The organism is Nonomuraea sp. NPDC052634 (assembly GCF_040678535.1).
In the GTDB taxonomy this organism is placed as follows: domain Bacteria; phylum Actinomycetota; class Actinomycetes; order Streptosporangiales; family Streptosporangiaceae; genus Nonomuraea; species Nonomuraea fastidiosa.
Map to the genome: position 1 here is coordinate 101,687 of NZ_JBFATY010000015.1, position 23,341 is coordinate 125,027.

Consider the following 23,341-nt stretch of genomic DNA (forward strand, 5'->3'; position numbering starts at 1 on the left):
AGGCCCGGATCGTTGTGAACGCAGCCGAAGTCCCGTATGAACATCGTTATGAGCGTCAGTTGACCAAGGTGACGGCGCGCACCGTAGGCTCGTCGTCACAGGAGGCAGCGATGGAGAGCAAGAACCCCGTATTCAGCAGGTCGCGGCAGCAGGCCGCGGCGGGCTGGGCCGGTCCCACCCCGTCACCCGACCAGCTGCAGCACATGTACGACGCGCCGTCGTACGCACCACCGACCCGGCCGGCGTACCGGACCATGACGCTCGACGACGTCGTGGTGCGAGGGTTCATGACCCTCGGCGCGCTGGTCGTGGCCGCCGCCGCGGCCTGGATCCTCGACGTCCCCCCGATGGTCGCCATCGGCGCCGCGGTCGTGGCGCTGGTCCTCGGCCTGATCGCCTCGTTCACGATGAGCACCAACCCGGCGCTCATCCTGGCGTACGCGGTGTTCGAGGGTGTCTTCCTCGGCAAGATCAGCTCGGTCTTCGAGGGGTTGGTCAGCGGCATCGTGATGCAGGCGGTGCTCGGCACGGCGTTCGCGTTCGGCGCGGTGCTGACGGTCTACGCGTTGCGCATCGTCCGCGTCACACCCAAGCTGGTGAAGTTCACCATCGCGGCCGGCCTCGCCGCGCTCGGCCTGGTCGTCGTCAACCTCATCGTGGGCATCTTCCACGAGGGCGGCCTCGGCCTGCGCACCGACAGCCCGCTCGGCTGGATCTTCAGCGTCGCCATGATCCTGCTCGGCTGCTTCTTCCTGCTGCTCGACTTCGACTCGATCGAGCAGGGCGTCAAGCAGGGCGCTCCGGACAAGTTCGCCTGGCAGTGCGCCTTCGGCCTCACCCTGAGCCTGGTGTGGATCTACCTCGAGGTGCTGCGGTTCATCAGCTACTTCAGCGATAGCGACTGACCGTCACCGACAGTCGTGCGAAAGGGCCCCGCCGCACTGGCGGGGCCCTTTCGCTCTGCGATGGAAAATCTACCTGCCGTCACAAAATGATGCCGGGCCGAGGGGTTGCCAACCTCACTTCCGTGTTGCAGTGTCAAGCAAAGGAGCTAATCCGCGGAGGTGCCCATGTCCTTGAACCACTCACCGGAGACGCAGACGAAGCTGATCGCAAGGGTCCCGGCCATCACGGGGCGCGAACTCCCAGAGTGGTTCCAAGCAATCGACAACGGCCCGGCCTTCCTGAGGTGCGACGAGCGTGCCAACTGGCTCGCAGACGAGCACGGGCTGACCCACGGCTACGCCGCCGCGATCGTCCACGAGCACGAGCGGCACCGCCGTAACCGCATGGGCTTCATCTGAGCCCAACCGTCCTAGCCGCGCCCGTGCCGCAAGCGCGGGCGCGTCATCATGAGGGTATGGATCTCAACAAGGCCCTCGGCTTCCTTCGTGATCATCACCACGCCGTCCTGCTGACCCGGCACCGCGATGGGCGCCCGCAGATGTCGCCGGTCGTCGCAGGCGTACAAGGCGACCACGTGGTGATCAGCAGCCGCGAGACCGCGGCCAAGGTGCGCAACGCCATCCGGGATCCCCACGTGTCGCTGTGCGCGTTCACCGACCGCTTCTACGGCGACTGGATCCAGATCGACGGCACCGCCGAGGTCGTCCACCTGCCCGAGGCCATGGAGCTCCTGGTCGCCTACTATCGCGACATCTCAGGCGAGCATCCCGACTGGGACGATTACCGGGCCGCGATGGAGCGCGACCGGCGCGTTCTGATGCGCATCACCCCGGTCAAGGCCGGCCCCGACCGCCACGGCTGAGCCCTCGGCGTCCCTTTCGGCCGTCACGGGAAGCACTACGTCCGTTCTGGCCGCACTGTTGAGGCCGCGCGCCCCGTCACCGGGGTGCGCGGCCTCACCGCATGAAGCAGCCTGTCAAAGCCGCCTCAGGATCGCTTGGGACCGGCTCAGCTCAGGCGCTCGAGGACCATGGCCATGCCCTGGCCGCCGCCCACGCACATCGTCTCCAGGCCGATGCTCTTGTCGTGGTGCTGGAGACTGTTGATCAGCGTCGAGGTGATACGCGCGCCGGTCATGCCGAACGGGTGGCCGACCGCGATGGCGCCGCCGTTGACGTTGAGCCGGTCGATGTCGATGCCGAGCTCCCGGTACGACGGGATGACCTGCGCGGCGAACGCCTCGTTGATCTCCACCAGGTCGATGTCGCCGATCGCCATGCCGGCCCTGGCCAGCGCCTGCTTCGACGCTTCGACGGGACCGAGTCCCATGATCTCGGGCGACAGCGCGGAGACGCCGGTCGAGACGATCCTGGCCAGCGGCGTGATGCCCAGCTCGGCGGCCTTCGTGTCGCTCATGATGACGACCGCCGCGGCCCCGTCGTTGAGCGGGCAGCAGTTGGCGGCCGTGACCGTGCCGTCGGGGCGGAAGGCCGGCGCGAGCGTGGAGACCTTCTCGTACGTGGTGCCCGGCCGCGGCCCGTCGTCCTTGCTGACCACGGTGCCGTCGGGCAGGGTCACCGGCGTGATGTCCTTCTGCCAGAACCCGTCGGCGATCGCCTTCTCCGCGAGGTTCTGCGAGCGCACGCCGAACTCGTCCTGCTCCTTGCGGGAGATGCCCTTGATCTGGGCGACGTTCTCGGCGGTCTGGCCCATGGCGATGTAGATGTCGGGTACGCGGTCGTCCTCGCGCGGGTCGTGCCAGACCTGCCCGCCCTCGGCGAACTGCTTGGTGCGCTCGCGGGCCTCGGCGAAGAGCGGGTTGTGCGTGTCGGGCAGCGAGTCGGAGTTGCCCTTGGTGAAGCGGGAGACGGTTTCGACGCCGGCGGAGACGAACACGTCGCCCTCGCCCGCCTTGATGGCGTGGAAGGCCATCCGGGTGGTCTGCAACGACGAGGAGCAGTAGCGGGTCACGGTGGTGCCGGGCACGTTGTCCAGGCCCAGCAGCACCGCCACGACCCTGGCCATGTTGAAGCCCTGCTCACCGCCGGGCAGGCCGCAGCCGAGCATGATGTCATCGATCGAGGCGGGGTCGAGCTGGGGCACCTTGGCCAGCGCCGCCTTGATCATCTGGACGGTCAGGTCATCGGGCCGGATGTCCTTGAGCGACCCCTTGAAGGCCCGTCCGATCGGGGAACGCGCGGTTGCGACGATGACTGCCTCGGGCATGGCCCCTCCTTTGTCGGCGCTAATAGTAGAACTATATTCCAGTTCTTAGCGCAAGAGCCGACCGGCCCGCTCGCCCGGTTTCCGTAGGTGCGCGGATGGTTGGGGGTGCGACGGCCGGCAGGGCTGCTCGCCCGCTGTTCGTACGTGCCGGGCGGGCGAAGAGAGCGCGGGGGAGGGGCCGACAGGGCTGCTGTTATCCGTACATGCCGGGTGAGTCGGCCGTCTGGTCGTTGACCGCGTGCAGGCCGCCTCGCTCGTCGCGCCACAGCCGCCAGCCGTCCTGGCTGCCGGTGTACCAGGAGGGCGGGGTGGAGGCGGGAGTGACCCGCTTGCCGGTGCCGAGGTCGTACTCGCAGAGCGCGGCCGTGGAGTAGAAGCCGGGCGGCTGGCCGCGCAGCGGCAGCGGCTTGGGGTCGGTGACGCAGAACGACCACGCGCGCACGTTCTCCGGCGGCACCGGACGCCCCGCCGCCAGGTCGAAGGCCGAGCCCTTGGCGCGGTGCTGGAGGAAGCCCAGCTTGTCCATGCGGTCGGGGAAGGCCAGCCACCAGCCCGATCCTGGCACGTCGGAGGCGGTGATCTGGCCGACGACCCGCCCCGTGGTCGGGTCGAGCCTGGCGAAGCCGCCATAGGAGCCGTGGCGGTCGACGGGCCGCACGACGGGGGCGAGGCCGGGATTGCCGCTGGGATAGACGCGTACGACCGACGGCCGCATCCAGTTGATCGTCCCGTCGGCGATCTTGATGGAGAACAGCCCGAACGCCGAGACCTTCTTCGTGCGCGGGTTGGTGTAGGGCGCGACGTAGCCCACCAGGTCGTCACCGGCCCCGCCGAACGCCCAGCCGCCCGACAGGTCGATGCCGGGGCCGAGCGCCTGCTCGATCGGCTGCTGCCACTGGAGCTTGCCGGTCTCCAGCTCGTACGACTCCACCATGGGGTTGCTGGCGAGTCTGAGCAGCAGCACGCGCTTGTCGTCCGACCACTCGACCTCGGAGATGCCGGGCAGCTTCCACAGCACCTTGCCGGTCGCCGGGTCGAGCACCACCATGCGCGCCTTGGCCAGCGCGGTGTGCTCGGACAGGCACACGTACGGACCGCAGCGCTGCGGCCCGAACGTCGAGTGCACCGGCCTGCTCCACTTGCGGGCGCCGGTGCGGGCGTCACGGGCGATGAGCGTGGCGTTCCAGCGGCCCTGCTTGCCCGGGTCGAGCGCGACCACCACGGCCTGGTCGCCGCTGCGCACGAGCGCGGGGGTGGAGACGCCCATGCCGGGCAGGCGGCCTGCCATGGTGGCCGGGTGCGCCCACAGCCGCCGGCCGTCGCGCAGGCTGAGGGCGACGGTCTCCAGCGCGCCTTCGGGCTTCATGGAGGTGACGGCGACCACGTCGCCGCCCACGGCCATCCTGCTGACGACGTTGACCTGGGTGTTGTGCCAGGAAGGGAAGGCGGAGGTGGCGGCGTCGCTGCCGGAGCAGCCGCCGGTGGCGAGGCCGGCGGTGAGGGTTGCGGCGAGGGCGAGTGACGGTTTCCACGAGGGCCGGCGCACGGGCAATCCACTCCAATGAGGACGGGGAGTGGCGGCTCGGCAGCGGAAGGTGACCGGCCGAGGGTGCGCAGGTGTCAGGGCTCGTTGACCGCCTCGCCGAGTCGCCGGCGGAACAACGTCGCCCACTTGCCGTGCAGGCCCGTCGCCCGCCCGTCGACCCGGGTCGCGGAGACCTCGGTGCCGGGCTCCTCCGCGGCCGTCGCCGCCGCGAGGTAGATCGGTTGCAGTGCTTCGCCGCGCGCGGGACGCGGCTCTGGCCACAGCCCCAACGCAGCGCACACCGACGGTAGCACCGCGTTAGCGGCCTGCGCGTAACCTCGGTCAGATGGATGGAAACGATCCGGTCCGAACATTTCTGTCGGATTTGTCGCGAACTCGGGGCCGAGGACGTCGGCGAACGCCACCGTACGGCCGCCCGCGTCCACCACCGCCACCGTCTGCGCCGCGGCGAGCTGCCGGCTCCAGCGCCGCGTCACCCAGCGCAGCGGCTGTGCGATCGGGCGTACGGTGCCGAGGTCGGGACACGTGCCCACGACCACCTCGGCCCCCGCATCCCGCAGCCGCCGCACGGCCTTGGTCAGATGGCGTACGGCGATCGCGGGCGGCGTCTGCGTGATGATGTCGTTGGCCCCCACGAAGATCACCGCCAGGTCGGGTTTCATCGGCAGCACCGCGTCGACCTGCTCGGCCAGCTCGGCCGACGGAGTGCCCGACTTGCCCACCACCTTCAGCTCCACCGGCCGTTCGGCCACCACGGCGAGCCCGTTGGCCAGCATCACCGCGGGCGTCTTGGCCGGGTCGGTCATGCCCAGGCCCACCGAGGTGGAGTCGCCCAGCATCGCCATCTTGATCGGCTCACCGGGGAAGTCGGTGCCGTAGACGCCGTCGGAGGGCGGCCCGTCCAGGCCGTGCGGGCGGCCGATGGCCTTGCGCGCCAGCAGGCTCTCCGCGATCAACAGCCCGTAGGCGGTGGCTCCGAGCGCCGTCAGACCGCCGCCTCCGAACGCCGCTGCCGTCGCGATCTTCTTCGCCGCGCGTGCCATGCCTGCCGGCCACACCACGTACGTGCCCTCCTCAGTCGAACTCGGCGGTAGCGTTTGCTTGAAACTAACCGAGGGCCGGCCACCCCCACTGGACCTCGGCCATCGGCAAGCTGACCAAGCTTCGGCAAAGAAGGTGAACACCCCGGTGCGCGTTTACGATTCCCTTGTCGACCTGATGGGCAACACGCCACTCGTCAGGCTGCACAAAGTCAACGCGGGCGTGCCCGCACAGGTGCTCGCCAAGGTCGAGTACTTCAACCCTGGGGGTTCGGTCAAGGACCGCATCGCGGTACGCATGATCGAGGCCGCTGAGAAATCCGGCGAGCTGCGCCCCGGCGGCGTGATCGTCGAGCCGACCTCGGGCAACACCGGCGTCGGCCTCGCCATCGTGGCCCAGCAGAAGGGCTACAAGTGCCTGTTCGTGGTGCCCGACAAGGTGGCCCAGGACAAGATCGCGGTGCTGCGCGCGTACGGCGCGGAGGTGGTGGTCTGCCCGACCGCGGTCGCGCCCGACCACCCCGAGTCCTATTACTCGGTCTCCGACCGGCTGGCGCGGGAGATTCCCAACGCCTGGAAGCCCGACCAGTACTCCAACCCGAACAACCCGGACTCCCACTACCACTCGACGGGTCCCGAGATCTGGGAGCAGACCGAGGGCCGGGTCACGCACTTCGTGGCCGGCATCGGCACCGGCGGCACGATCAGCGGCACCGGCCGCTACCTCAAGGAGGTCTCCGACGGCCGGGTGAAGATCATCGGCGCCGACCCGGAGGGCTCGGTCTACTCCGGCGGCACCGGGCGCCCGTATCTCGTGGAGGGCGTCGGCGAGGACATCTGGCCGGCCACGTACGACAGGAACATCTGCGACGAGATCATCGCCGTGTCCGACAAGGACTCCTTCACCATGACCCGCAGGCTCGCCCGCGAGGAGGGGCTGCTGGTCGGCGGGTCCTGCGGCATGGCCGTGGTCGCGGCGCTGCGGGTGGCGGCCAAGGCGTCGCCCGACGACGTGGTGGTCGTGCTGCTGCCGGACGGCGGCCGCGGCTACCTGTCGAAGATCTTCAACGACGACTGGATGGCCGACTACGGCTTCCTGACCACCACCTCCGACGAGGGGCTGGTCGGCGACGTGCTGGCGCGCAAGGGAGGCGGGCTGCCGGAGTTCGTCCACGTGCACCCGCACGAGACGGTCGGCACGGCCATCTCGATCATGCGCGAGTACTCCGTGTCGCAGCTGCCGGTCATGAAGGAGGAGCCGCCGGTCATGGCGGCCGAGGTGGTCGGCTCCATCGTCGAGCGCGATCTCCTCGAAGCCCTCTACCATGGCAGGCTCTCCTCCGACGACCCGATCTCCGATCACATGTCGGCGCCGCTACCCACGATCGGCAGTGGTGAACCTGTGGCCATCGCGGTGGAAGCGCTGGAAAAGGCCGATGCGGCCGTTGTGCTGGAAGACGGCAAGCCGACCGGGCTGATCACCCGCCAGGACCTGCTGGCCTTCCTCGCCAACCACTGACGCTCCCGGCGCTCCGGTGGCGTCGTGCTCAACGCGCGTGCGGCGCCACCGGGGGCCGGCCGGCGGCCGGGTCAGGGGAGCGGGAACTCGGCGACGACCTCCCACGCGCCCTCGGGGGTCGGGCCCGCGTAAAGCCTGCCGCCCAGCGCCTCGACGCGTTCGGCCATGCCCACCAGCCCGAACCCGCCGCCGAGCCGGGAGACGCGCGGGTCGGCGTCCGAGCCGAAGTTCCGCACCCGCAGCACCACCACCTGGTCCACGCGGCGCAGGCTCGCCTCCACCCAGGCGGTGCGGGAGGCGTGCTTGCGCACGTTCGTCAGCGCCTCTTGAAGCACCCGGTGCAGGGTGGTCATGACCTCGGGCGGCAGCGTACGGTCGTCCAGGCCCTGGCCGATCTCGAAGGCCACCTTCGGCCCTTCTGCCGAGAACCGGTCGGTCATCATGCGCAGGTCGGCCAGCGTGACGCCGGGCGTCCTGTCGGCGCCGTCCTCGGCTCGTAACACGGTGACCATGCGGCGCATCGAGGTCAGCGCGTCAGTCCCGGCCGTCGCGATCGCGTCCAGTGCGGGCAGCACGGCCTGCGGGTTGGTCTCGGCGACCGTACGCGCCGCCTGGGCCTGCACGACGATGCCGGTGATGTGGTGTGCGACCAGGTCGTGCAGCTCCCTGGCCAGCTCAAGGCGCTCGGCCCGGCGTACGGAGTGGACCGCCTCGTTGCGCCGTTCCTGCTGGAAGCGCAGGTAGCCGCCGACGCCCGCGGTCAGCGACCAGCTCGCGAACAGCAGGAACGAGGCCGGCAGCCCCACTTCGACACGTCCGTTGGCCTCCGTCATCAGGACGAACAGGTTGAGACAGGCCAGCAGGGCGGCATTCCGCACGGGCTCGACGTGGCGCAGCACGCCGAGCATGAGGATGAGCAGCGCGCCCGTCTCCGTCATGCCCGGCAGGCCATGCTTGCTCGTGGCGGCGATCGCCGTCGTCGCCACGAACGACAGGCCGAGCACGGCGAGGAACCCCTGCGTCCGGTACTTCTGCCGCAGCATGAGAGCCGCGCAGCCGGCCGCCCCGCAGACCGGCACCAGCCACTGCGCGCCCCCGAGCTGCCAGGCGGCCGCGACGTCGAGCAGCAGGAGCAGGCCGAGCCAGCCGTACATGGCCAGCTCACTGAGCCGGCGGATCCAGTACACGACGCGTTTGGAGCTCACCACGGCCTTGAGCCTAAGCCGCAAGTCGGACATCTCGTATCAACCGTTCGGCCGAGTGGGCTTCCCGGAGACCAGCCTTAGAGCCGAGGTGGAACAGGCGGGCCCTGGACGATGCTGAATCGTGTCGGAAAGGGGACAGACATGATGGTCATCGGATTCACCCTTCTAGGGGCCGGGCTGGTCGTCGCGGTATTGCTCGCGCTGGCCGATCCGATCCTGCTCTCCCGCATCAACGGCGAGCCCGCCGAGGGCGCCAAGGGACGCTTCATCAAGGCGGACTCCGTACGCGAGGCGGAGGTCGTGCCGCTGCGCGCGCGGTCCGGCGGGGACCGGCACGCGACCCGCGCGGCCTGACCGCCGATCCGGCCACGGTCCGGGCGGGGGCGTGGGTCGTCTTGAGCGGTGCCGGCGTCCACTAACGTGGCTGGTATGAGCAACGGTTTTGAGACCCTGGCCATTCACGCAGGTCAGGAGCCCGACCCGCTGACCGGCGCGGTCGTGCCACCGATCTACGCCACGTCGACCTACAAGCAGGACGGCGTGGGCGGCCTGCGGTCCGGATATGAATACAGCCGCTCGGCCAACCCGACCAGGACCGCGCTCGAAACCGCGCTGGCCGCCGTGGAGGGCGGGGCACGCGGGCTCGCGTTCGCCTCGGGCCTGGCCGCCGAGGACACCCTCCTGCGTACGGTGTGCAAGCCGCAGGACCACGTCATCATCCCCGGCGACGCCTACGGCGGCACCTATCGGCTCTTCGACAAGGTCCTCAGGCGCTGGGACCTCCACTACGACCCCGTGCCGCTGCACGACCTAGACGCCGTGGCGTCCGCCATGACGCAGAAGACCAGGGTCGTCTGGGTCGAGACGCCCACCAACCCGCTGCTCGGCATCGCCGACATCGCCGGCCTCGCGCAGCTCGCCCATGACAACGGCGCGCTGCTGGTCGTCGACAACACCTTCGCATCGCCGTACCTCCAGCAGCCCATCACGCTGGGGGCCGACGTGGTCGTCCACTCCACCACCAAGTACGTCGGCGGGCACTCCGACGTGGTGGGCGGCGCGCTGGTGGCCGCCGACGCCGGGCTCGGCGAGGAACTGGCCTTCCACCAGAACTCGATGGGCGCGGTGGCCGGGCCGTTCGACGCCTGGCTGACGCTGCGCGGGCTCAAGACGCTCGGCGTCCGCATGGACCGCCACTGCGACAACGCCGAGCGCGTCGTCGACCTGCTGCTCTCCCACCCGAAGGTGACCGAGGTGTTCTACCCGGGGCTGCCCGACCACCCCGGCCACGTGGTGGCGTCCAAGCAGATGCGCCGGTACGGCGGCATGGTGTCGTTCCGCGTCGCCGGAGGCGAGGCGGAGGCCGTGGAGGTGTGCAACCGCGCCGAGCTCTTCACGCTGGGGGAGTCGCTCGGGGGAGTGGAGTCGCTCATCGAGCACCCCGGCCGCATGACCCACGCCTCGGCGGCGGGGTCGCCGCTTGAGGTGCCCTCCGACCTGGTGCGGCTGTCGGTCGGCATCGAGACCATCGACGACCTGCTCGCCGACCTCACCCAGGCGCTGGCCTGAGCCGCCTCCGACGGTGGGCCCGGGGGCGGGCCCACCCGCAGGGGCGCTACTCGGGCACCACCATCAGGAAGAGGATCACCAGCCAGATCACCGACAGCAGGCTGCTGATCGCGGCGATCCGCCCCTTCTCCACCTTCGCGTCGTCCTCGGTGCTCTCGCTGGAGAGTGCCTGTACGGCGGCGCGCAGGTCGCGGTCGATGATGAAGAGCAGCACGACGCCCACGATGAACAGCGTCATCGACGCGCTCATGTACCACCGGCCGAGCACCCCGTTGCCCATCACGATGCCGAGCACCAGGCCGAAGACGAACACGCCGAGGCTGCCGATGGCGTAGATCCTGGTCGTGCGCTGGATGAAGCTCAGCGCTTGCACGTTCTTCTGCCGGATCACCCGGGGCGCGGACATCGTCGCGGCGACGATCGGGCCGAGCGTGAAGATCGCGAATCCGATGTGCAGCCAGAGAAGCAGGGACATGCCGGAGAGACTAGTCCCCGGTGATCTCGCTGCGGGACTCGACACTCTCTTTGCTCTTTGCCGAACAGTGCAAGCACAGCTCCATGGCCGCCACCGTGACGACCATCAGCACGACGAGGAGCACCGCGAGCATATGGGTCCCCCTCCTTCCCCGTCAGGGACGTAAATACCGTCCGTAATGACTAGACGGCTGTGCATCGGAATAAGTTCGGCGCCGGTATGGTTGTTCAACGCCGCTTTTTCCTTACCGTTTGGGCACAAGGGGGTGCCGTCTGTGGCCATCAGGCATGTCGAGCCGTACACCGAGGAGTGGCTGCACCAGCCGATCAGCTACGTGCAGCGCGTCGTCGAGGTGCTCGGGTCAGAGGTCACGGATTGGTGGGAAGGCCCCTGTGATCCGCGCTGCGCCACGGTGCGGCTGAGCGATGGCACCGCGCTGGTGTGGGACGAAGAGAGCGGGTGGCGGTTCGGCCGGTTCGTCTCCGGCGGGCGCGGCCTGCAGACCGAGCTTTCCGGCGTCCGCTACCTCGGCCACGGCCTGCTGCCGAGGCCCGAGCGGGTGCCCGAGGCGCTGCGCGACGCGCGGGCCGGGGTGGGAGCCAGCTCGGCCTGGCGGCCCTGCTACCGCTCCCACCGCAACTGCCGCGACGGGTTCGACGTCGCACTCGACTTCTACTCCCGCCTCGTCGACGCCTGACCCCGCCCCTGTTGAGCTGTCCCTGTCGAGCTGTCCCCAGTCTTGGGGTGAGCGCCCGCTGAGGGCCCCGCGCCTCGCGGGCTTGCGAGCCGCGTGCTCGCGGCGGTCGCGCCGCTCAGTCCAGGCAGAACTCGTTGCCCTCGGGGTCGAGCATCACGATGAAGCCGCCGCTCATCAGATCGTCGGGCTCGTGCCTGCGCACCCGGGTGGCGCCCAGCTTGAGCAACCGCTCGCACTCCGCCTCCAGCGCAGCCATCCGCTCGTCACCCTCAAGGCCGGGCGCCGCACGTACGTCGAGATGCACGCGGTTCTTCGCGGCCTTGCCCTCGGGCACCCGCTGGAAGAACACCCGGGGCCCGACGCCGTCCGGGTCCTCGATGGCCGAGGCCATATTGCGCTGCTCCTCGGGCACTCCGGAGCGCTCCAGGAACTCGTCCCACGCCGCCAGCGGGTCGGCGCCGTCGGGCACCTTCACGCCGGGCGGCGCCGGGTGGACGTAGCCCAGCACGTCCCGCCAGAAGGTGGACAGCGCCTTAGGGTCGTGGGCGTCGAAGGTGATCTGGACCTGACGGCTCATCGCTGGGCGCCTTCCGTGGTGGCGTGGGTGTGCAGGTAGAGGTCGCGCAGCAGGCAGACCTCCGCCAGGTGGTGGATCAGCTCGCGGTGGATGTGCTGGATGAGGGCGGCCATGGGCGCCTCGGGGAAGGCCTCCGTCTCGCCGATCGGGCGGCGCAGCTCCTCCTCGCTCAGGCCGCGCACCCCTGCCAGCCAGCGGTCGAGCTCGGTGTCGAGCTGGTCGAGCGCCTCGGTCGCGGTGCCCGCGTACGTCCAGGTCTCGTACGACGCCGGCGGGCCGCCGAAGTGGTTCGCGCTGCGGACGGCGAGCACGCCGACGATGACGTGGCCGAGCCGCCAGGCGATGGTGGTGAACGGCGCGGGCTTCGGCTCGGGGAAGGCGAAGTCGATGGTGAAGTCGCCGGCACCGGCCTGTATGGGCGCCGTGGACTTCCCGCGCGGCCACACGCTCCACGGGTTCGGCACCGGCGACCAGAAGTACTCGTCGTCGGTCAGGCCCTCGAGGCGGGGACGCAGCTGGTTGGCCCAGTGCCATGCGATCTGCTCGCGCAGCGTCTGGTTCCAGTCGATCTCTTTCCTGCTCATGCGCCTAGGCTGACACCCCTAGCGGACAGGATCGGTCCGCATTCTCTGGCATGGTGAAGAAATGACTCTGGCGGGCGAGGACGAGCGCGGCACGACCGAACGGGTGCTGACGCTGCTCGGGCTGCTCCAGCAGCGCCGGGTCTGGACCGGGCCCGAGCTGGCCGAGCGGCTCGGCGTGACGCCCCGCACCGTACGGCGCGACGTCGAACGCCTGCGCACGCTCGGCTATCCGGTGCACGCGAGCCAGGGCGTCGGCGGCGGCTACCAGCTCGGCCCCGGCCAGGCACTGCCGCCGCTGCTGCTCGATGACGAGGAGGCGATCGCCACCGCCGTCTCCCTGCTGGTCGGCGCGGGCGGCGCGGTGGCCAGCGCGGGCGACGCGGCACTGCGGGCGCTGACCAAGCTCGACCGGGTGCTGCCCACGCGGCTGCGGCACGAGGTGCGCGCGCTGGCCGACTCCGTGGAGTCCTTCGCCGGGGGTGGACGTCCGCCGATCGACTCCAAGGTGCTCATGACCCTGGCCAGGGCGTGCCGCGACGAGGTCGAGGTCGCCTTCTCCTACCCGTCCAAGGAGGGGCGGCGGACGCGGACGGCCGAGCCGTACCGGCTGGTCGCCTCCGACCGGCGCTGGTACCTGCTCGCCTTCGACCTCGACCGCGACGACTGGCGCACCTTCCGGGTCGATCGGATGAGCGAGGTGGCCGCCCGCACGCGGCGGTTCCGGGCCCGGGAGGCGCCCGACGCGGCGGCGTTCGTGCAGGAGGGCGTGGCCAGCCGGGTCTACCGGTACCAGGCGCGCTTCCTCGTGCACGCGCCGTACGACACGGTGCGGGCGCAGGTGCCGTCGGCGGCGGGCGTCGTGCTCGATCGGGGCGGCGGGCGCTGCGAGGTGATCACCGGCGCGGACAACCTCGACTACATCCTCGTGCACATGGTGCTGCTCGGGCACGACTTCAAGGTGATCGAACCGCCCGAGCTCGCCGCCCGCTGCCGGGAACTGGCCGCCCGCCTTCTCGCAGCCGTACCGGGAGACTCTTAGGGTGGGGACGTGACCGCCAGCTCACGCCGCCGCCGGCAGCTCAAGGACTTCCTGCGCGCCAAGCGCGGGGCGCTCACGCCCGCCGGCGTCGGGCTGCCCGACGCCGGCCGCCGCCGCACTCCCGGGCTGCGGCGGGAGGAGGTGGCGGTGCTCGCCGGTGTCGGCGTGTCCTGGTACACGTGGCTGGAGCAGGGGCGCGACATCAAGGTGTCCGACGCCGTGCTCGACGCGGTGGCCCGCGCGCTGCTGCTCGACGAGACGAGCGCGCACACCTGTACGTGCTCGCCGGGCTGAACCCGCCGGAGCCCGCGGGACGGCCGGGCGCGCCGGTGAACGCACGAGTTCGCGCCGGACGTGGTGGCCGACTTCCGCGCTTCGGCGGCGCGCTATCCGGAGGACCCGGTCTTCGATCGGATCGCCGACGAGCTGTGCGCGGCGAGCCCGGAGCTCGCCGAGCTGTGGGCGCGCGGCGACGTGAGCTCCCGTTCGCAGGGCGTCAAGGCGATCACGCATCCCGAGGCCGGCGACCTGGTCTTCGCGTACTCGCTGTTCCGGTTGCCGGACCGGCCGGATCTGAACGTGGTGCTGCACACGCCCGACCCCGAGACCGACACCGAGCGGAAGCTGGCGAGCCTGGTGGTCGTACACCCAGGATGAGCCGGCACTGCCTCCTTCCGGGCCGTCCCCGCACGATGGACGGCATGAAGGCGATCACGATTCCCGCATTCGGCGGTCCTGAAGTGCTCCGGCTCGACGACGTCAAGGCACCCGAGCCCGGGCCTGGGCAGGTCTCCATCGACGTGGCGTACGCGAGCGCCAACTTCGCCGAGATCCTCTACCGGCAGGGGTTCGTGGACGTGCCGCTGCCGTTCGTGCCGGGCATCGAGGTGTCCGGGCACGTCAGGGCGCTGGGCCCCGCAGCAGGGAGGGCAGCGGCGGGTGCGGTAAAGGCGCGGGGCCGGTCAGCGGCGGGTGCGGCGCAGCCGCAGGAAGTCGCTCACGACGTACTCGCCGAGCCGGTCGGCGCTGGGCGAGAAGACCCGGCCGCCGTTGCGCCGCGCCACCTCGTCCACGAACTCCTTCAGCCGGTCGTCGGCCGCCAGCATGAAAATGTTGATCGTGGCCCGCCTCCGGGTCATCTTGTCGACCTCGGCCAGCGTCAGCTCCAGCGTCTCGTGCGAGGGCGGCCACTCGAACGCCGAGCGGCCGTTGCGCATGAGGTGTGCGGTCGGCTCGCCGTCGGTGACGACCAGCACCACCGGCTCGAAGTCGGGGTGGCGGTCGAGGTGGCGTCCGGCGATCAGCAGGGCGTGGTGCAGGTTGGTGCCCTGGACCATGTCCCAGTCGAGGCCGGCCAGCTCGTCGGGCTGCAGCACCCTGGCGTAGTTGGAGAAGCCGATGATCTGTACGGCGTCCTGCGGGAACTTCGAGGCCACCAGCGCCTGCAGGGCGAGCGCGGTCTGCTTGGCGGCGGCCCACGTGCCGCGCAGCGCCATCGAGTACGACAGGTCCACCAGCAGGCAGACGGCCGCCGCGCTGCGCCGCTCGGTCTCGGCCACCTCGAAGTCGTCGACCGACAGCCGCACACCGACCCGGTCGCCGAGTGTGACGCCGCCGCTGCGCACGCCGTTGACCAGCGTACGCACGACGTCGATGGGCTGCTCGTCGCCGAACCGCCACGGCCGCGACGACCCGGTCAGCTCCCCGGCCGCGCCCGCGTCGTGCTGGTCGTGGTCGCCCCTGCGGCCCGCGTCGAGCGAGGAGAAGACCCGGCGCAGCGCCGTCTCGCCGAGCCTGCGCACCGCTTTGGGCGTCAGCTCCAGCTTGCCGCGCTTGCGCAGCAGGTAGCCCTGCTCCTCCAGCTCGCGTTCGATGCGCTTGAGCGCTTCGAGGTCGTCCACGGCGGAACGGCCGAGCGCACGGCGTACGGCGGCCTCGTCGATGTCGTCGAGCCGCGCGCCCGGGTAGTCCTGGCGCAGGGCGGTCTCGAGCTGGGTGAGGTCGGCCAGCTCCTCAAGGGCGGTGACGGCATCGCCCATGGCGAGCGGCTCTTCGCCGGTGAGGCGTTCCGGGGCGTTCCAGGCCAGGTCGGGACGGCGGGCGTAGAGGGCATCACCGAGGCGGCGCATCTCGTCGGCCAGGCCCGCCTGCTCAAGGGTCTGGTTCATCAGGTTGGCCAGCTCTTCGCGCTGGCGCGGCGTCATCGACGCCAGCATGCGCTGGGTGGCGGCGGCGCGGCGGGCGAGGATGTCGACCAGCTCGTCCAGGTTCCGGGGCTTTTCCGGGAACAGGTCGCCGTACTTCGCCATGAACTGCTCGAAGTCGGCCTGGGTGTGCTCGCCGCGGGCGTCCTTGTCGAGCATCTCGTTGAGGTCCGCCATCATCTGGCGGATACGCTCCATCGCCTGCGGGTCAGGGTTGGCCAGCGCGTCGCGCAGGCCCCTGAACTGGCTGTCGAGCACCTCCCTGCGCAGCAGGTCGCGCAGCTCCTCGAAGGTCTGCCTGGCCGCCTGGGAGCGCCAGTCGTACGTGCTCAGCTCCTGGATCGCACTCGCGGTGTCCTCCGGCAGCGCGTCGAGGCCCGCCTCCCGCAGCCGGGCCTCGTCGGACGGGTCGGGGAACAGCTCGGCACGCTCCTGGCCGATCGCCTTGTCCAGCAGCGCCCTGGCCCGCTCCAGCGTGCCGTCGAGCCGGCCGCGCTCGCGCAGGTCGCGGCGGCGCTTGCGGACCTCCCTGAGCATGTCGTCGAGCCCGCGTCGCTCCCGCGCGCCCGGCAGGCCGCGCTTGAGCAGGTCGCGCAGGGCGTGGACCGGGGTCGAGCCCGACAGGATGGCATCGCCCATCTCGTCGAGCGCGGCGCGTACGTCGTAGGGAGGCGCCAGAGGATCGGGGCCGTCGTGGTACTCGCCATAGCGGAAGGCCATCACGAACCCACGCTAACCCCGAAAAGCCTCCCATGGCTTACGCCCAGGGCTGAGGACCTCTCGAACGGCCCCGAGCACTGGAGATCTCTGGAACCGGCCGCGCGCGGCTCGGGAACCCTGGATCCGGCCCCGAACCCGCGACCGGCTCCCCGTCAGGCGTCGCCGAAGACCTCCCACACCTGGTTGAGCGCACCGGCGCCGGGCGTGTAGTCGATTTTCGCCAGGACGGGGTACTTGACGGTCTTCAGGGCTTTCGTCAGGTCCGTCCACCCGCACGGCTTCTTGCCCAGCCCGTTCCTGCCGGCGTTGACCGGGCGGCCCGCGAGCCAGCCGTCGCCGCAGCGGGCGGTGGTGCGCAGGAACGACGTCGCGTACGTGTAGCCGAGCTTGACCGTCTTCCCGCCGCTCGCGAACAGCACGGTCGTGTCGTTGACCCGCTTGATCGTGCCGGTGGCCGTCCGCGGCTCCGGCCACTCGTCGAGCAGGATCTCGTTGATCCGGGTCGCCGTGCCGCCCCGGTATTCGACGCGCACGGGGACCGGCCCCTGGGCGAGCGTGGCGGTCAGGTCGGAGGGGGTGCAGCGCGTACGGCCGAGGCCGTTGCCGTCGAGCGCGACCCTGCCCTCGGTCTCCTTCAGGTCGCAGGCCGTGGTGACCCGGCCGTAGGCCGCCTTGGCGTAGCCGAGCCGCAGCTCCTTGGCCCCGGCGGTGCTCGCCAGCCGGTGGAACTTCGTGCCCTTGACCCGGCTCGCCTTCTGCGGGATCAACCGCAGGCGGCCTTCGCCGTCGGCCCAGGCGTACCCGTACGCGGACGTGGCGGCCTCGGTGGGCACGGCGAAGGCGCCCATGACGAGAGCGGCGGCGGTGGCACAGGCAAGCAGGCGCATGACGGTCTCCCCCGGCGAAGTGAACGAACTCACCCCGTTTGACGCGGGAGACCGCCCGCTTGTTCACGTCCGGTAAACGGTCATCCCGTCAAGATCTTCCTTGGACAGCCGCCGCATCAGGTAAAGACCTTCGAGCGCGAACTCCAGAGCCGCCGCCGCGTGCCCGGGTGACTCCTCGCCCTCGCCCATGCCGAGCCGCGACATGATCTTGGCGAGCCCGGCCACAGGACCGATGCGGGTCAGCAGCTCGCGGGCGGGCACCAGCTCGCCCGACTCCACTTGGTTGCCCTCGGCGAACTTGTCGGTCACCGCCGACAGGTCCATGCCGCCCAGCCGGCTCCTGAACGTCTCGGCCGTCGCCCGGCGCAGCAGGTGGGCCAGGATCTCGGTCTCCCTGCCCTCCTCGCTGACCTCGAACTCCACCTTGCCGCGCAGGCTGTGGACCACGCAGCCGAGGTCGACCACGCGGGTGACCGGCTGGTCCTCGCCCGCGATGGCGGCGCGGCGCACCGCCGAGGCGGCCGCGGTCTCGGCGGCGGCGATCGAGAAGCGGGCCGACACGCCGGACCTGGCGTCCACCGCCGTCGACTCGCGGACGAGCCGGGTGAAGCGGGCGATCACCTCGATCAGGTGCTCGGGGACGTCGGCTCCGATGTCCGGCATGGACTCCTGGCGGATCAGCCGCAGCTCGTCCTCGACCGTCAGCGGGTAGTGGGTGCGGATCTCGGCGCCGAACCGGTCCTTGAGCGGCGTGATGATCCGGCCCCTGTTGGTGTAGTCCTCGGGGTTGGCGCTGGCGATGAGCAGCAGGTCGAGCGGCAGGCGCAGGTTGTAGCCGCGCACCTGGACGTCGCGCTCCTCCAGCACGTTGAGCAGCGACACCTGGATGCGCTCTGCCAGGTCGGGCAGCTCGTTGACGGAGAAGATGCCGCGGTTGGTGCGGGGCACCAGGCCGTAGTGGACCGTTTCAGGGTCGCCGAGCCGGCGCCCTTCAGCGATCTTGATGGGGTCGACGTCACCGATCAGGTCGCCCACGGAGGTGTCGGGAGTGGCGAGCTTCTCACCGTAGCGGTCGTCGCGGTGCTTCCACGCCACCGGCAACTCCTCACCCAGCTCGCGCGCCAGAGCCTTGCAGCGGGTGCAGGCCGGTGCGTACGGGTGGTCGTTGATCTCGCAGCCCTCGATCACCGGCGTCCACTCGTCGAGCAGGCCCGCGATCGTACGGATGAGCCGGGTCTTGCCCTGACCGCGCTCGCCCAGCAGAACCAGGTCGTGCCCGGCGAGCAGCGCCCGCTCGAGGTGGGGCAGGACGGTGTCGTCGAAGCCCACGATGCCGGGGAAACGGGGCTCACCCGCCCGCAGCTTGGCCAGCAGGTTTTCCCGGATCTCGGCTTTGACGCTGCGATGAACGTGGCCGCTCTCTCGCAACTCGCGGAGAATTCGTGGCTGTTGCACGGGATCGAGACTACGTCCCCTGCGCGGAATGTGGCAGAGACTTTCGCACCTGGCGGAGATTTCGGATCTTGACTATTAGGTGACGGTTCGTGCGCGTGCTTGTCCCTTTAGTGGGGAGAATCGGGCCTAGGGAACTTGGACATGTCGAGGGAGGCGAGTTCCGTGGCCTTGATGACAAGCCGCATCGCCGACGGCCTCGCCGTGGGTTCCGACCTGGTGGAGGCCGCGGAGAACGCCGTCGGCCAGGCACTGTCGAGGCTCAGCGGCCAAGCAGATCTGGTCTGCTTCTTCATTTGCGGCGACGACCCCGATGACGTCGCCAGGGCCGGCGAGGCCGCGATGAAACTCGCGCCCGAGGCGCACGTCATCGGGTGCAGTGCCACCGGAGTGATCGGTGACGGCCAGGGGGTGGAGCTCACGCCCTCCGTCAGCGCGCTGGCGGCGACCTTGGAAGGCGCGCGGCTCACCACGTTCGCGCTGGAGACCCTGGCCGCCGAGGACCGGTTCGTGGTCGTGGGGCTGCCCGAGCGGAGCCCGGACGACCACGTGGCGATCCTGCTCGCCGACCCGTACAGCTTCCCGACCGACGCCTTCGTGGAGCGCTCGGCCGACGTGCTCGGCGAGCTGCCGCTCATCGGCGGGCTGGCCAACGGGCTGCAGGGACGCGGCTCCGTACGCCTCTTCGCCGACGGCGAGATCTACACCGAGGGCGCCATCGGCGTGATCCTCAGCGGACCCATCAAGATCAGCACCGTGGTGAGCCAGGGCTGCCGCCCGATCGGCCCCAGCATGGTCGTCACCGCGGCCGAGGACAACCTGCTGCTCGAACTCGCCGGCCAGCCCGCGCTCGCCCGCCTTGAGGACATCGTCAGCGACCTGGACGAGGACGACCGCGAGCTGGTCGCCTCCGGGCTGCAGATCGGCCTCGCCATGGACGAGTACGCAGAGCGCCACGAACGCGGCGACTTCCTCATCCGCGGCGTCATCGGCATCGACCCCGACAGGGAGGCCGTCGCCATCGGCGACATCGCCGAGGTCGGCAGGACCGTACGCTTCCAGGTCCGCGACGCCGCCACCGCCGACGAGGACCTCTACGACCTGCTCGACGCCCACCGCGAGGAGATCGGCAAGGTGGACGGGGCGCTGCTGTTCTCCTGCAACGGCCGCGGCTCGGCCATGTTCGGCACCTCCGACCACGACGCCGTGGCGCTGCGCGACACGCTGGGCCCGATCGGCGTGGCCGGCTTCTTCGCCGCCGGCGAGGTCGGCCCGGTCGCGGGGCACAACCACGTCCACGGCTTCACGGCCTCCGTCCTGGTCTTCTCCAGCACGTCGAGCAGCCCGTGACGGCGCGCCCGCGCGCAGGTGCGGCAGAGAACCGCCGGCCTGCCGCATCGGGAGCCCAGGAGTGCGGCGGGCCGGCGGGTCCGGTGCCCCCTGGCTGCTCGGGAAAAGGGGGGCACCGGGTGACAGAGCCGGTCAGGGGTTCTTGGTGGCGGTGATGGTGGGGCCGTCGCCCGGCTGGATCTGAGAGGTCTGCGGGCCGTCCTCAGGACCCTTGAACCGCTCGACGGTGCTGCCGTCGGACGGCTTCTGCTCGCCCTTCTCGTCCTGCGTCTTCTCCGTGGTGTGGCCGTCGGCGGGCGGCGCCTGCGGAGCGGAGGTGGGCTCGCACTCCGACACCGGCCCCTGGACGATCTCCATGGCCGTGGCCGACGGTGGCGCCGAGTCGCCATCGGCGCTCTTGGTGACGGCCAGGACCAGCGTGAACCCTTCGGGCACCTGCCCCTTTTCGATCTCGAAGGCGATGCCTTCGCCGTTCCTGCGGATGGCGGTCGCGAACCCGCTTCCGGGGTCGCCGTGCTCGCCGCGCGGCCCCTTGCAGGTCTGCCCCTCGGGCAGGTAGTCGACCCGCGCGGTGACGCCGGCCGCGGCCAGCTCGCGTTCGAGCCCTTCGGGGTCGGTGAAGGAGTGGATCCGCACGCTGACCCCGCCGTCGGCGGACGTGCTCACCGCGTACGCCGGTTCACCGCCGACACCGCCCAGCACGACCGCCACCGCCGTGGAGGCCGCCGCGACCCCCGCCACCGCGGCGGCGAGCCCCACCAGCCGGCGCGAGCGCCGCGCGGGCGCGGGTGCCACGGTCGTCGTCCCGTTCGCCATCCGAGTCCTCATTTCGTCCTTGAGTGCACTGAGAAGGCGGTCCTCGAAGTTGCTCATGTCTGTCCTTCCAGGTACACGGCCGATGGCGAGGCGACGTTCGAGAGGGCACGTCTGGCCCGGTGGAGCCTGACCCGTGCGGTCACCTGCCTGATGCCCAGTGCCGCCGCGGCCTCCGAGACGGTGAGCTGGTCGATCGCGACCAGCTCCAGCACCGCCCGCTCGCCCTCGGGAAGGTCCGCCATGGCCTCCAGGGCGGCGCGCATCTGCCGTTCGGCGTCGATGCGCTCCTCCATCCTGGCCAGGTCGTCGTCGTCCATCAGGCGGCGGCCGGCGATGCGCCCCGTGGCCCTGGCCTCCCTGGCCGCCTTGCGGTGCTGCGCCGACACGACGTTGCGCGCGATGCCGAACAGCCAGGCGACCTCGCTGCCCCGGCCGGGGCGGTAGGTGTCCGCCGAGTCGAGGACCGCCAGGAAGACATCCGCCGTGAGGTCCGCCGCCATGTGGGGGTCGCTGACCCGGCGGACCACGAATCTCTGGACGGCGTCGACGTGGCGGCGATAGAAGCCTTCAAAGGCCCCAGGGTCTTCGTTGAGGCGCACTGGCCTCGCTCCCTTCGTCGTTCGCCCTTACACCTCTTCTTGGACCGAGCGACGGAGAGCGTTTCGGGGCCGTGGAACGGGCCGTCAGGCGGGGCGTTCGGGCCGGAAGAGCCAGGCGTCGAAGAGCGGGTCGAGGTCTTTGCCCGACAGCCGCTCGGCGAGGTCGATGAACTGCTCGGTGGTGACGTTGCCGTACCGATGTTCGGACGTCCAGGCTCTGAGCAGCGTAAAGAACGTCTCGTCGCCGATGGCCTTGCGCAGCGCGTGGAGCGTCATGCCGCCGCGGGTGTAGACGGACTGGTTGAACAGGTCGTCGGGCTTGGCGCGGCCGGGCGGGTAGGCCCACATGGGGTCGGACGCGGGACGCGCGTGGAGCTCGTTGAACGTGGCCTCGGCGGTCTTCTTGCCCTTGTGCTCCGACCACAGCCACTCGGCGTAGGTGGCGAAGCCCTCGTTGAGCCAGAGGTCCTTCCATCGCTTGATGGTCAGGCTGTTGCCGAACCACTGGTGCGCCAGCTCGTGCGCGATGATCGCCTCGTCGGGCGCGAAGCCGCCGTACAGGGGCTTGGTCTGATTCTCCAGGGCGTAGCCGGCGGAGTAGTCGTCGACGATGCCGCCGGTGGAGGAGAACGGGTAGGGGCCGAAGACCGTCGCCCAGTAGTCGGTGATCTCGGCGGACCTGGTGTAGAGGGCGTCGAGCGAGCGCTTGAACCTGGGGTCGGTGGCGGCGAGCGCGGGGATGCCGGAGGCGGTCTTGCCCTGGCGCAGCTCGAACTTGCCGAGCGTGGCCGTGGCGAGGTAGGTGGCCATGGGGTGGCGCTCGCTCCACCGGTAGGTCGTCTTGCCGCCCTTGGTGGTGGGCTCGGCGGTCATCTCGCCGTTGGCCAGCGCGGTCACCCCGGCGGGCACGGTGATGGTGAAGTCGAACGTGGCCTTGTCGGCGGGATGGTCGTTGGCCGGAAACCAGGTCTTGGAGCCATTGGGCTCCGAGGCCACGAAGGCGCCGTCGGAGGTGGGGATGAAGCCGTACGTGCCGAGGTTGGCGCTGTCGTTGGCGGGCCTCGGCCGGCCGGAGTAGGTGACCTTGACCGTGAAATCGGAGCGCGCGGTGATCATCTTCGCCGGGCGCACCGTCAGCTCGTCGCCCTGCCGGGAGAAGGTGGCGGGAGCGCCGTCCACGGTGATGCCGCGCACGTGCAGGCCGGTGAAGTCGAGATTGAAGCGGATGAGGTCTTGGGTGGCCGCGGCGCGGATGGTGGCGACGCCGTCGAGCCGCTTGTCGGCGGGAGAGTAGCCGACGGCGAGGTCATAGTGGGCGACGTCGTAGCCGCCGTTGCCGTCGTTCGGGAAGTCGGGGTCGCCGATGCCGGCGGCCCCCACGCGCTCTTCCGCGATGACGGAGTTGCCGGCCGGTGGTGGCTCGTCGCCGGGTGAACAGGCGACCAGCGTGGTGAGCGCCGCGACCACGGCCAGCCCGCCCCTGGCGAAACGCATACGAGCCCCCTTCGCATCGTGACCAGAATATTACGCTGAGTAAGGAGCTGGATGAGCGCGCTTTCGACGGCCTGACGGACGGCCGCCTGCCCCACACCCATCCTGCCGTCGCCCTTCTGCGCGACACGGATGCCGAAGAGTTTCTTGCCCAGACTCTGACCGTCCCAGAACGCGTACAGGAGCCAGAAATAGAGAAAGGCCGCAGACCGGCGTAGAAGGTGTGCCCCGCGGGATGACGCGCCCATACGCCGCCGTTCCAGACGCCGTCCCGGCCGGTGTGGCCGAAGGGGGCGGTGACGACGTCGATGATGAGCCGGTCGAGTGCGCCGGCGGACGGTCGTGCGCGTACGGGCTCTGCGGGGCGAGCGGCGACTCCTCGGTCACCGTGTGGTCGTCGCCCGCCTGGTAGATCGACGCCGAAGAGCTGAAGATCATG

Annotated in this window: 25 protein-coding genes and 2 pseudogenes; 12 read left to right on the forward strand and 15 right to left on the reverse strand. The window is 70.4% G+C overall.

The genetic code is table 11. From position 1 onward, the window contains the following. Positions 1 to 110 precede the first annotated feature (110 nt). The 3 genes from AB0K67_RS37550 to AB0K67_RS37560 all read left to right on the forward strand — a co-directional run bounded on the left by AB0K67_RS37550 (position 111) and on the right by AB0K67_RS37560 (position 1,768). Positions 111 to 905 (forward strand): Bax inhibitor-1/YccA family protein, encoded by a 795-nt coding sequence (locus tag AB0K67_RS37550; protein WP_364069669.1) that lies wholly within the window; start codon positions 111 to 113, stop codon positions 903 to 905. 165 nt (positions 906 to 1,070) lie between these two features. Then, positions 1,071 to 1,304, forward strand: coding sequence for a DUF4287 domain-containing protein (locus tag AB0K67_RS37555; protein WP_357586258.1), 234 nt, complete (start codon positions 1,071 to 1,073; stop codon positions 1,302 to 1,304). A 56-nt stretch (positions 1,305 to 1,360) separates the two neighbouring features. Next, a complete protein-coding gene (locus tag AB0K67_RS37560) occupies positions 1,361 to 1,768 on the forward strand; it encodes a PPOX class F420-dependent oxidoreductase (protein WP_364069671.1) in 408 nt (135 codons plus the stop codon). Positions 1,769 to 1,914: 146 nt separating this feature from the next. Here AB0K67_RS37560 and AB0K67_RS37565 read toward each other — a convergent pair whose 3' ends face one another. The 3 genes from AB0K67_RS37565 to AB0K67_RS37575 form a co-directional block, all read right to left on the reverse strand. Next, entirely contained in the window at positions 1,915 to 3,132 is a 1,218-nt protein-coding gene (locus AB0K67_RS37565) for an acetyl-CoA C-acetyltransferase (protein ID WP_364069673.1), read from the reverse strand. Positions 3,133 to 3,325: 193 nt separating this feature from the next. Further along, positions 3,326 to 4,678: a PQQ-binding-like beta-propeller repeat protein gene (locus tag AB0K67_RS37570; protein ID WP_364069675.1), complete on the reverse strand. Its 1,353-nt coding sequence runs from the start codon at positions 4,676 to 4,678 to the stop codon at positions 3,326 to 3,328. Between the two features lie 74 nt (positions 4,679 to 4,752). Continuing rightward, entirely contained in the window at positions 4,753 to 5,739 is a 987-nt protein-coding gene (locus AB0K67_RS37575; RefSeq protein ID WP_364069677.1) for an SGNH/GDSL hydrolase family protein, read from the reverse strand. Between the two features lie 127 nt (positions 5,740 to 5,866). On the opposite strand from AB0K67_RS37575, the gene AB0K67_RS37580 reads away from it, so the two are divergent. Further along, on the forward strand, positions 5,867 to 7,237 hold the full coding sequence (locus tag AB0K67_RS37580; protein ID WP_364069679.1) for a cystathionine beta-synthase: 1,371 nt from the start codon (positions 5,867 to 5,869) through the stop codon (positions 7,235 to 7,237). Positions 7,238 to 7,308: 71 nt separating this feature from the next. On the opposite strand, the gene AB0K67_RS37585 is transcribed toward AB0K67_RS37580, so the two are convergent. After that, positions 7,309 to 8,445 (reverse strand): histidine kinase, encoded by a 1,137-nt coding sequence (locus AB0K67_RS37585; RefSeq protein ID WP_364069681.1) that lies wholly within the window; start codon positions 8,443 to 8,445, stop codon positions 7,309 to 7,311. Between the two features lie 138 nt (positions 8,446 to 8,583). Here AB0K67_RS37585 and AB0K67_RS37590 point away from each other — a divergent pair, with 138 nt between their 5' ends. Then, positions 8,584 to 8,796, forward strand: a complete 213-nt coding sequence (locus AB0K67_RS37590) for a hypothetical protein (RefSeq protein WP_364069683.1) — start codon at positions 8,584 to 8,586, stop codon at positions 8,794 to 8,796. Between the two features lie 75 nt (positions 8,797 to 8,871). Then, the gene (locus tag AB0K67_RS37595; RefSeq protein ID WP_364069685.1) at positions 8,872 to 10,011 is read left to right on the forward strand and encodes a cystathionine gamma-synthase; all 1,140 of its coding nucleotides are present in this window, start codon (positions 8,872 to 8,874) and stop codon (positions 10,009 to 10,011) included. A 46-nt stretch (positions 10,012 to 10,057) separates the two neighbouring features. On the opposite strand, the gene AB0K67_RS37600 is transcribed toward AB0K67_RS37595, so the two are convergent. Next, positions 10,058 to 10,486 carry a hypothetical protein gene (locus tag AB0K67_RS37600; RefSeq protein ID WP_364069687.1) on the reverse strand — a complete coding sequence of 143 codons (429 nt, stop codon included), beginning with the start codon at positions 10,484 to 10,486 and terminating at the stop codon, positions 10,058 to 10,060. 10 nt (positions 10,487 to 10,496) lie between these two features. Then, positions 10,497 to 10,619, reverse strand: a complete 123-nt coding sequence (locus tag AB0K67_RS37605; RefSeq protein WP_364069689.1) for a hypothetical protein — start codon at positions 10,617 to 10,619, stop codon at positions 10,497 to 10,499. Between the two features lie 141 nt (positions 10,620 to 10,760). On the opposite strand from AB0K67_RS37605, the gene AB0K67_RS37610 reads away from it, so the two are divergent. Further along, a complete protein-coding gene (locus AB0K67_RS37610; RefSeq protein WP_364069691.1) occupies positions 10,761 to 11,183 on the forward strand; it encodes a DUF6292 family protein in 423 nt (140 codons plus the stop codon). A 115-nt stretch (positions 11,184 to 11,298) separates the two neighbouring features. On the opposite strand, the gene AB0K67_RS37615 is transcribed toward AB0K67_RS37610, so the two are convergent. Both AB0K67_RS37615 and AB0K67_RS37620 read right to left on the reverse strand, forming a co-directional pair. Beyond that, positions 11,299 to 11,760, reverse strand: coding sequence for a VOC family protein (locus AB0K67_RS37615; RefSeq protein ID WP_364069693.1), 462 nt, complete (start codon positions 11,758 to 11,760; stop codon positions 11,299 to 11,301). Continuing rightward, positions 11,757 to 12,344, reverse strand: a complete 588-nt coding sequence (locus AB0K67_RS37620; protein ID WP_364069695.1) for a DinB family protein — start codon at positions 12,342 to 12,344, stop codon at positions 11,757 to 11,759. The genes AB0K67_RS37615 and AB0K67_RS37620 overlap by 4 nt, the downstream gene beginning before the upstream one ends. Before the next feature lie 61 nt (positions 12,345 to 12,405). On the opposite strand from AB0K67_RS37620, the gene AB0K67_RS37625 reads away from it, so the two are divergent. The 3 genes and pseudogenes from AB0K67_RS37625 to AB0K67_RS37635 form a co-directional block, all read left to right on the forward strand. After that, positions 12,406 to 13,383 carry a YafY family protein gene (locus AB0K67_RS37625; RefSeq protein WP_364069696.1) on the forward strand — a complete coding sequence of 326 codons (978 nt, stop codon included), beginning with the start codon at positions 12,406 to 12,408 and terminating at the stop codon, positions 13,381 to 13,383. Positions 13,384 to 13,392: 9 nt separating this feature from the next. Continuing rightward, positions 13,393 to 13,677, forward strand: coding sequence for a helix-turn-helix transcriptional regulator (locus AB0K67_RS37630; protein ID WP_364069698.1), 285 nt, complete (start codon positions 13,393 to 13,395; stop codon positions 13,675 to 13,677). Between the two features lie 54 nt (positions 13,678 to 13,731). Further along, positions 13,732 to 14,040: pseudogene (locus AB0K67_RS37635) on the forward strand (transcriptional regulator); the annotation flags it as partial. 305 nt (positions 14,041 to 14,345) lie between these two features. Here the strand turns inward: AB0K67_RS37635 and AB0K67_RS37640 are convergent. The 3 genes from AB0K67_RS37640 to AB0K67_RS37650 form a co-directional block, all read right to left on the reverse strand. After that, entirely contained in the window at positions 14,346 to 16,307 is a 1,962-nt protein-coding gene (locus AB0K67_RS37640; RefSeq protein ID WP_364069700.1) for a hypothetical protein, read from the reverse strand. 152 nt (positions 16,308 to 16,459) lie between these two features. After that, positions 16,460 to 17,194 (reverse strand): hypothetical protein, encoded by a 735-nt coding sequence (locus AB0K67_RS37645; protein ID WP_364069702.1) that lies wholly within the window; start codon positions 17,192 to 17,194, stop codon positions 16,460 to 16,462. A 63-nt stretch (positions 17,195 to 17,257) separates the two neighbouring features. Beyond that, positions 17,258 to 18,649 carry a sigma 54-interacting transcriptional regulator gene (locus tag AB0K67_RS37650; RefSeq protein ID WP_364069704.1) on the reverse strand — a complete coding sequence of 464 codons (1,392 nt, stop codon included), beginning with the start codon at positions 18,647 to 18,649 and terminating at the stop codon, positions 17,258 to 17,260. 171 nt (positions 18,650 to 18,820) lie between these two features. On the opposite strand from AB0K67_RS37650, the gene AB0K67_RS37655 reads away from it, so the two are divergent. Then, entirely contained in the window at positions 18,821 to 19,996 is a 1,176-nt protein-coding gene (locus tag AB0K67_RS37655; protein ID WP_364069706.1) for an FIST N-terminal domain-containing protein, read from the forward strand. Positions 19,997 to 20,128: 132 nt separating this feature from the next. On the opposite strand, the gene AB0K67_RS37660 is transcribed toward AB0K67_RS37655, so the two are convergent. From AB0K67_RS37660 to AB0K67_RS37675, 4 genes and pseudogenes are all read right to left on the reverse strand, one after another. Further along, positions 20,129 to 20,812: a hypothetical protein gene (locus AB0K67_RS37660; protein WP_364069708.1), complete on the reverse strand. Its 684-nt coding sequence runs from the start codon at positions 20,810 to 20,812 to the stop codon at positions 20,129 to 20,131. A 53-nt stretch (positions 20,813 to 20,865) separates the two neighbouring features. Continuing rightward, entirely contained in the window at positions 20,866 to 21,411 is a 546-nt protein-coding gene (locus AB0K67_RS37665) for an RNA polymerase sigma factor (protein ID WP_364069710.1), read from the reverse strand. A gap of 84 nt (positions 21,412 to 21,495) precedes the next feature. Beyond that, on the reverse strand, positions 21,496 to 22,905 hold the full coding sequence (locus tag AB0K67_RS37670; RefSeq protein WP_364069712.1) for a M1 family metallopeptidase: 1,410 nt from the start codon (positions 22,903 to 22,905) through the stop codon (positions 21,496 to 21,498). A gap of 65 nt (positions 22,906 to 22,970) precedes the next feature. Continuing rightward, positions 22,971 to 23,150 (reverse strand): annotated as a pseudogene (locus AB0K67_RS37675) (RDD family protein); the annotation flags it as partial. On the opposite strand from AB0K67_RS37675, the gene AB0K67_RS37680 reads away from it, so the two are divergent. After that, positions 23,138 to 23,314, forward strand: a complete 177-nt coding sequence (locus tag AB0K67_RS37680) for a hypothetical protein (protein ID WP_364069714.1) — start codon at positions 23,138 to 23,140, stop codon at positions 23,312 to 23,314. The pseudogene AB0K67_RS37675 and the gene AB0K67_RS37680 sit on opposite strands and share 13 nt — an antisense overlap. Positions 23,315 to 23,341 lie beyond the last annotated feature (27 nt).

What these genes read in the sequence shown, in the direction of transcription:
- AB0K67_RS37550 (WP_364069669.1), top strand. Translation starts at nt 111, where the DNA reads ATGGAGAGCAAGAACCCCGTATTCAGCAGGTCGCGGCAGCAGGCCGCG.
- AB0K67_RS37555 (WP_357586258.1), top strand. Translation starts at nt 1,071, where the DNA reads ATGTCCTTGAACCACTCACCGGAGACGCAGACGAAGCTGATCGCAAGG.
- AB0K67_RS37560 (WP_364069671.1), top strand. Translation starts at nt 1,361, where the DNA reads ATGGATCTCAACAAGGCCCTCGGCTTCCTTCGTGATCATCACCACGCC.
- AB0K67_RS37565 (WP_364069673.1), bottom strand. Translation starts at nt 3,132, where the DNA reads ATGCCCGAGGCAGTCATCGTCGCAACCGCGCGTTCCCCGATCGGACGG.
- AB0K67_RS37590 (WP_364069683.1), top strand. Translation starts at nt 8,584, where the DNA reads ATGATGGTCATCGGATTCACCCTTCTAGGGGCCGGGCTGGTCGTCGCG.
- AB0K67_RS37595 (WP_364069685.1), top strand. Translation starts at nt 8,872, where the DNA reads ATGAGCAACGGTTTTGAGACCCTGGCCATTCACGCAGGTCAGGAGCCC.
- AB0K67_RS37600 (WP_364069687.1), bottom strand. Translation starts at nt 10,486, where the DNA reads ATGTCCCTGCTTCTCTGGCTGCACATCGGATTCGCGATCTTCACGCTC.
- AB0K67_RS37605 (WP_364069689.1), bottom strand. Translation starts at nt 10,619, where the DNA reads ATGCTCGCGGTGCTCCTCGTCGTGCTGATGGTCGTCACGGTGGCGGCC.
- AB0K67_RS37615 (WP_364069693.1), bottom strand. Translation starts at nt 11,760, where the DNA reads ATGAGCCGTCAGGTCCAGATCACCTTCGACGCCCACGACCCTAAGGCG.
- AB0K67_RS37620 (WP_364069695.1), bottom strand. Translation starts at nt 12,344, where the DNA reads ATGAGCAGGAAAGAGATCGACTGGAACCAGACGCTGCGCGAGCAGATC.
- AB0K67_RS37625 (WP_364069696.1), top strand. Translation starts at nt 12,406, where the DNA reads ATGACTCTGGCGGGCGAGGACGAGCGCGGCACGACCGAACGGGTGCTG.
- AB0K67_RS37640 (WP_364069700.1), bottom strand. Translation starts at nt 16,307, where the DNA reads ATGGCCTTCCGCTATGGCGAGTACCACGACGGCCCCGATCCTCTGGCG.
- AB0K67_RS37645 (WP_364069702.1), bottom strand. Translation starts at nt 17,194, where the DNA reads ATGCGCCTGCTTGCCTGTGCCACCGCCGCCGCTCTCGTCATGGGCGCC.
- AB0K67_RS37655 (WP_364069706.1), top strand. Translation starts at nt 18,821, where the DNA reads ATGACAAGCCGCATCGCCGACGGCCTCGCCGTGGGTTCCGACCTGGTG.
- AB0K67_RS37660 (WP_364069708.1), bottom strand. Translation starts at nt 20,812, where the DNA reads ATGGCGAACGGGACGACGACCGTGGCACCCGCGCCCGCGCGGCGCTCG.
- AB0K67_RS37670 (WP_364069712.1), bottom strand. Translation starts at nt 22,905, where the DNA reads ATGCGTTTCGCCAGGGGCGGGCTGGCCGTGGTCGCGGCGCTCACCACG.
- AB0K67_RS37680 (WP_364069714.1), top strand. Translation starts at nt 23,138, where the DNA reads ATGACGCGCCCATACGCCGCCGTTCCAGACGCCGTCCCGGCCGGTGTG.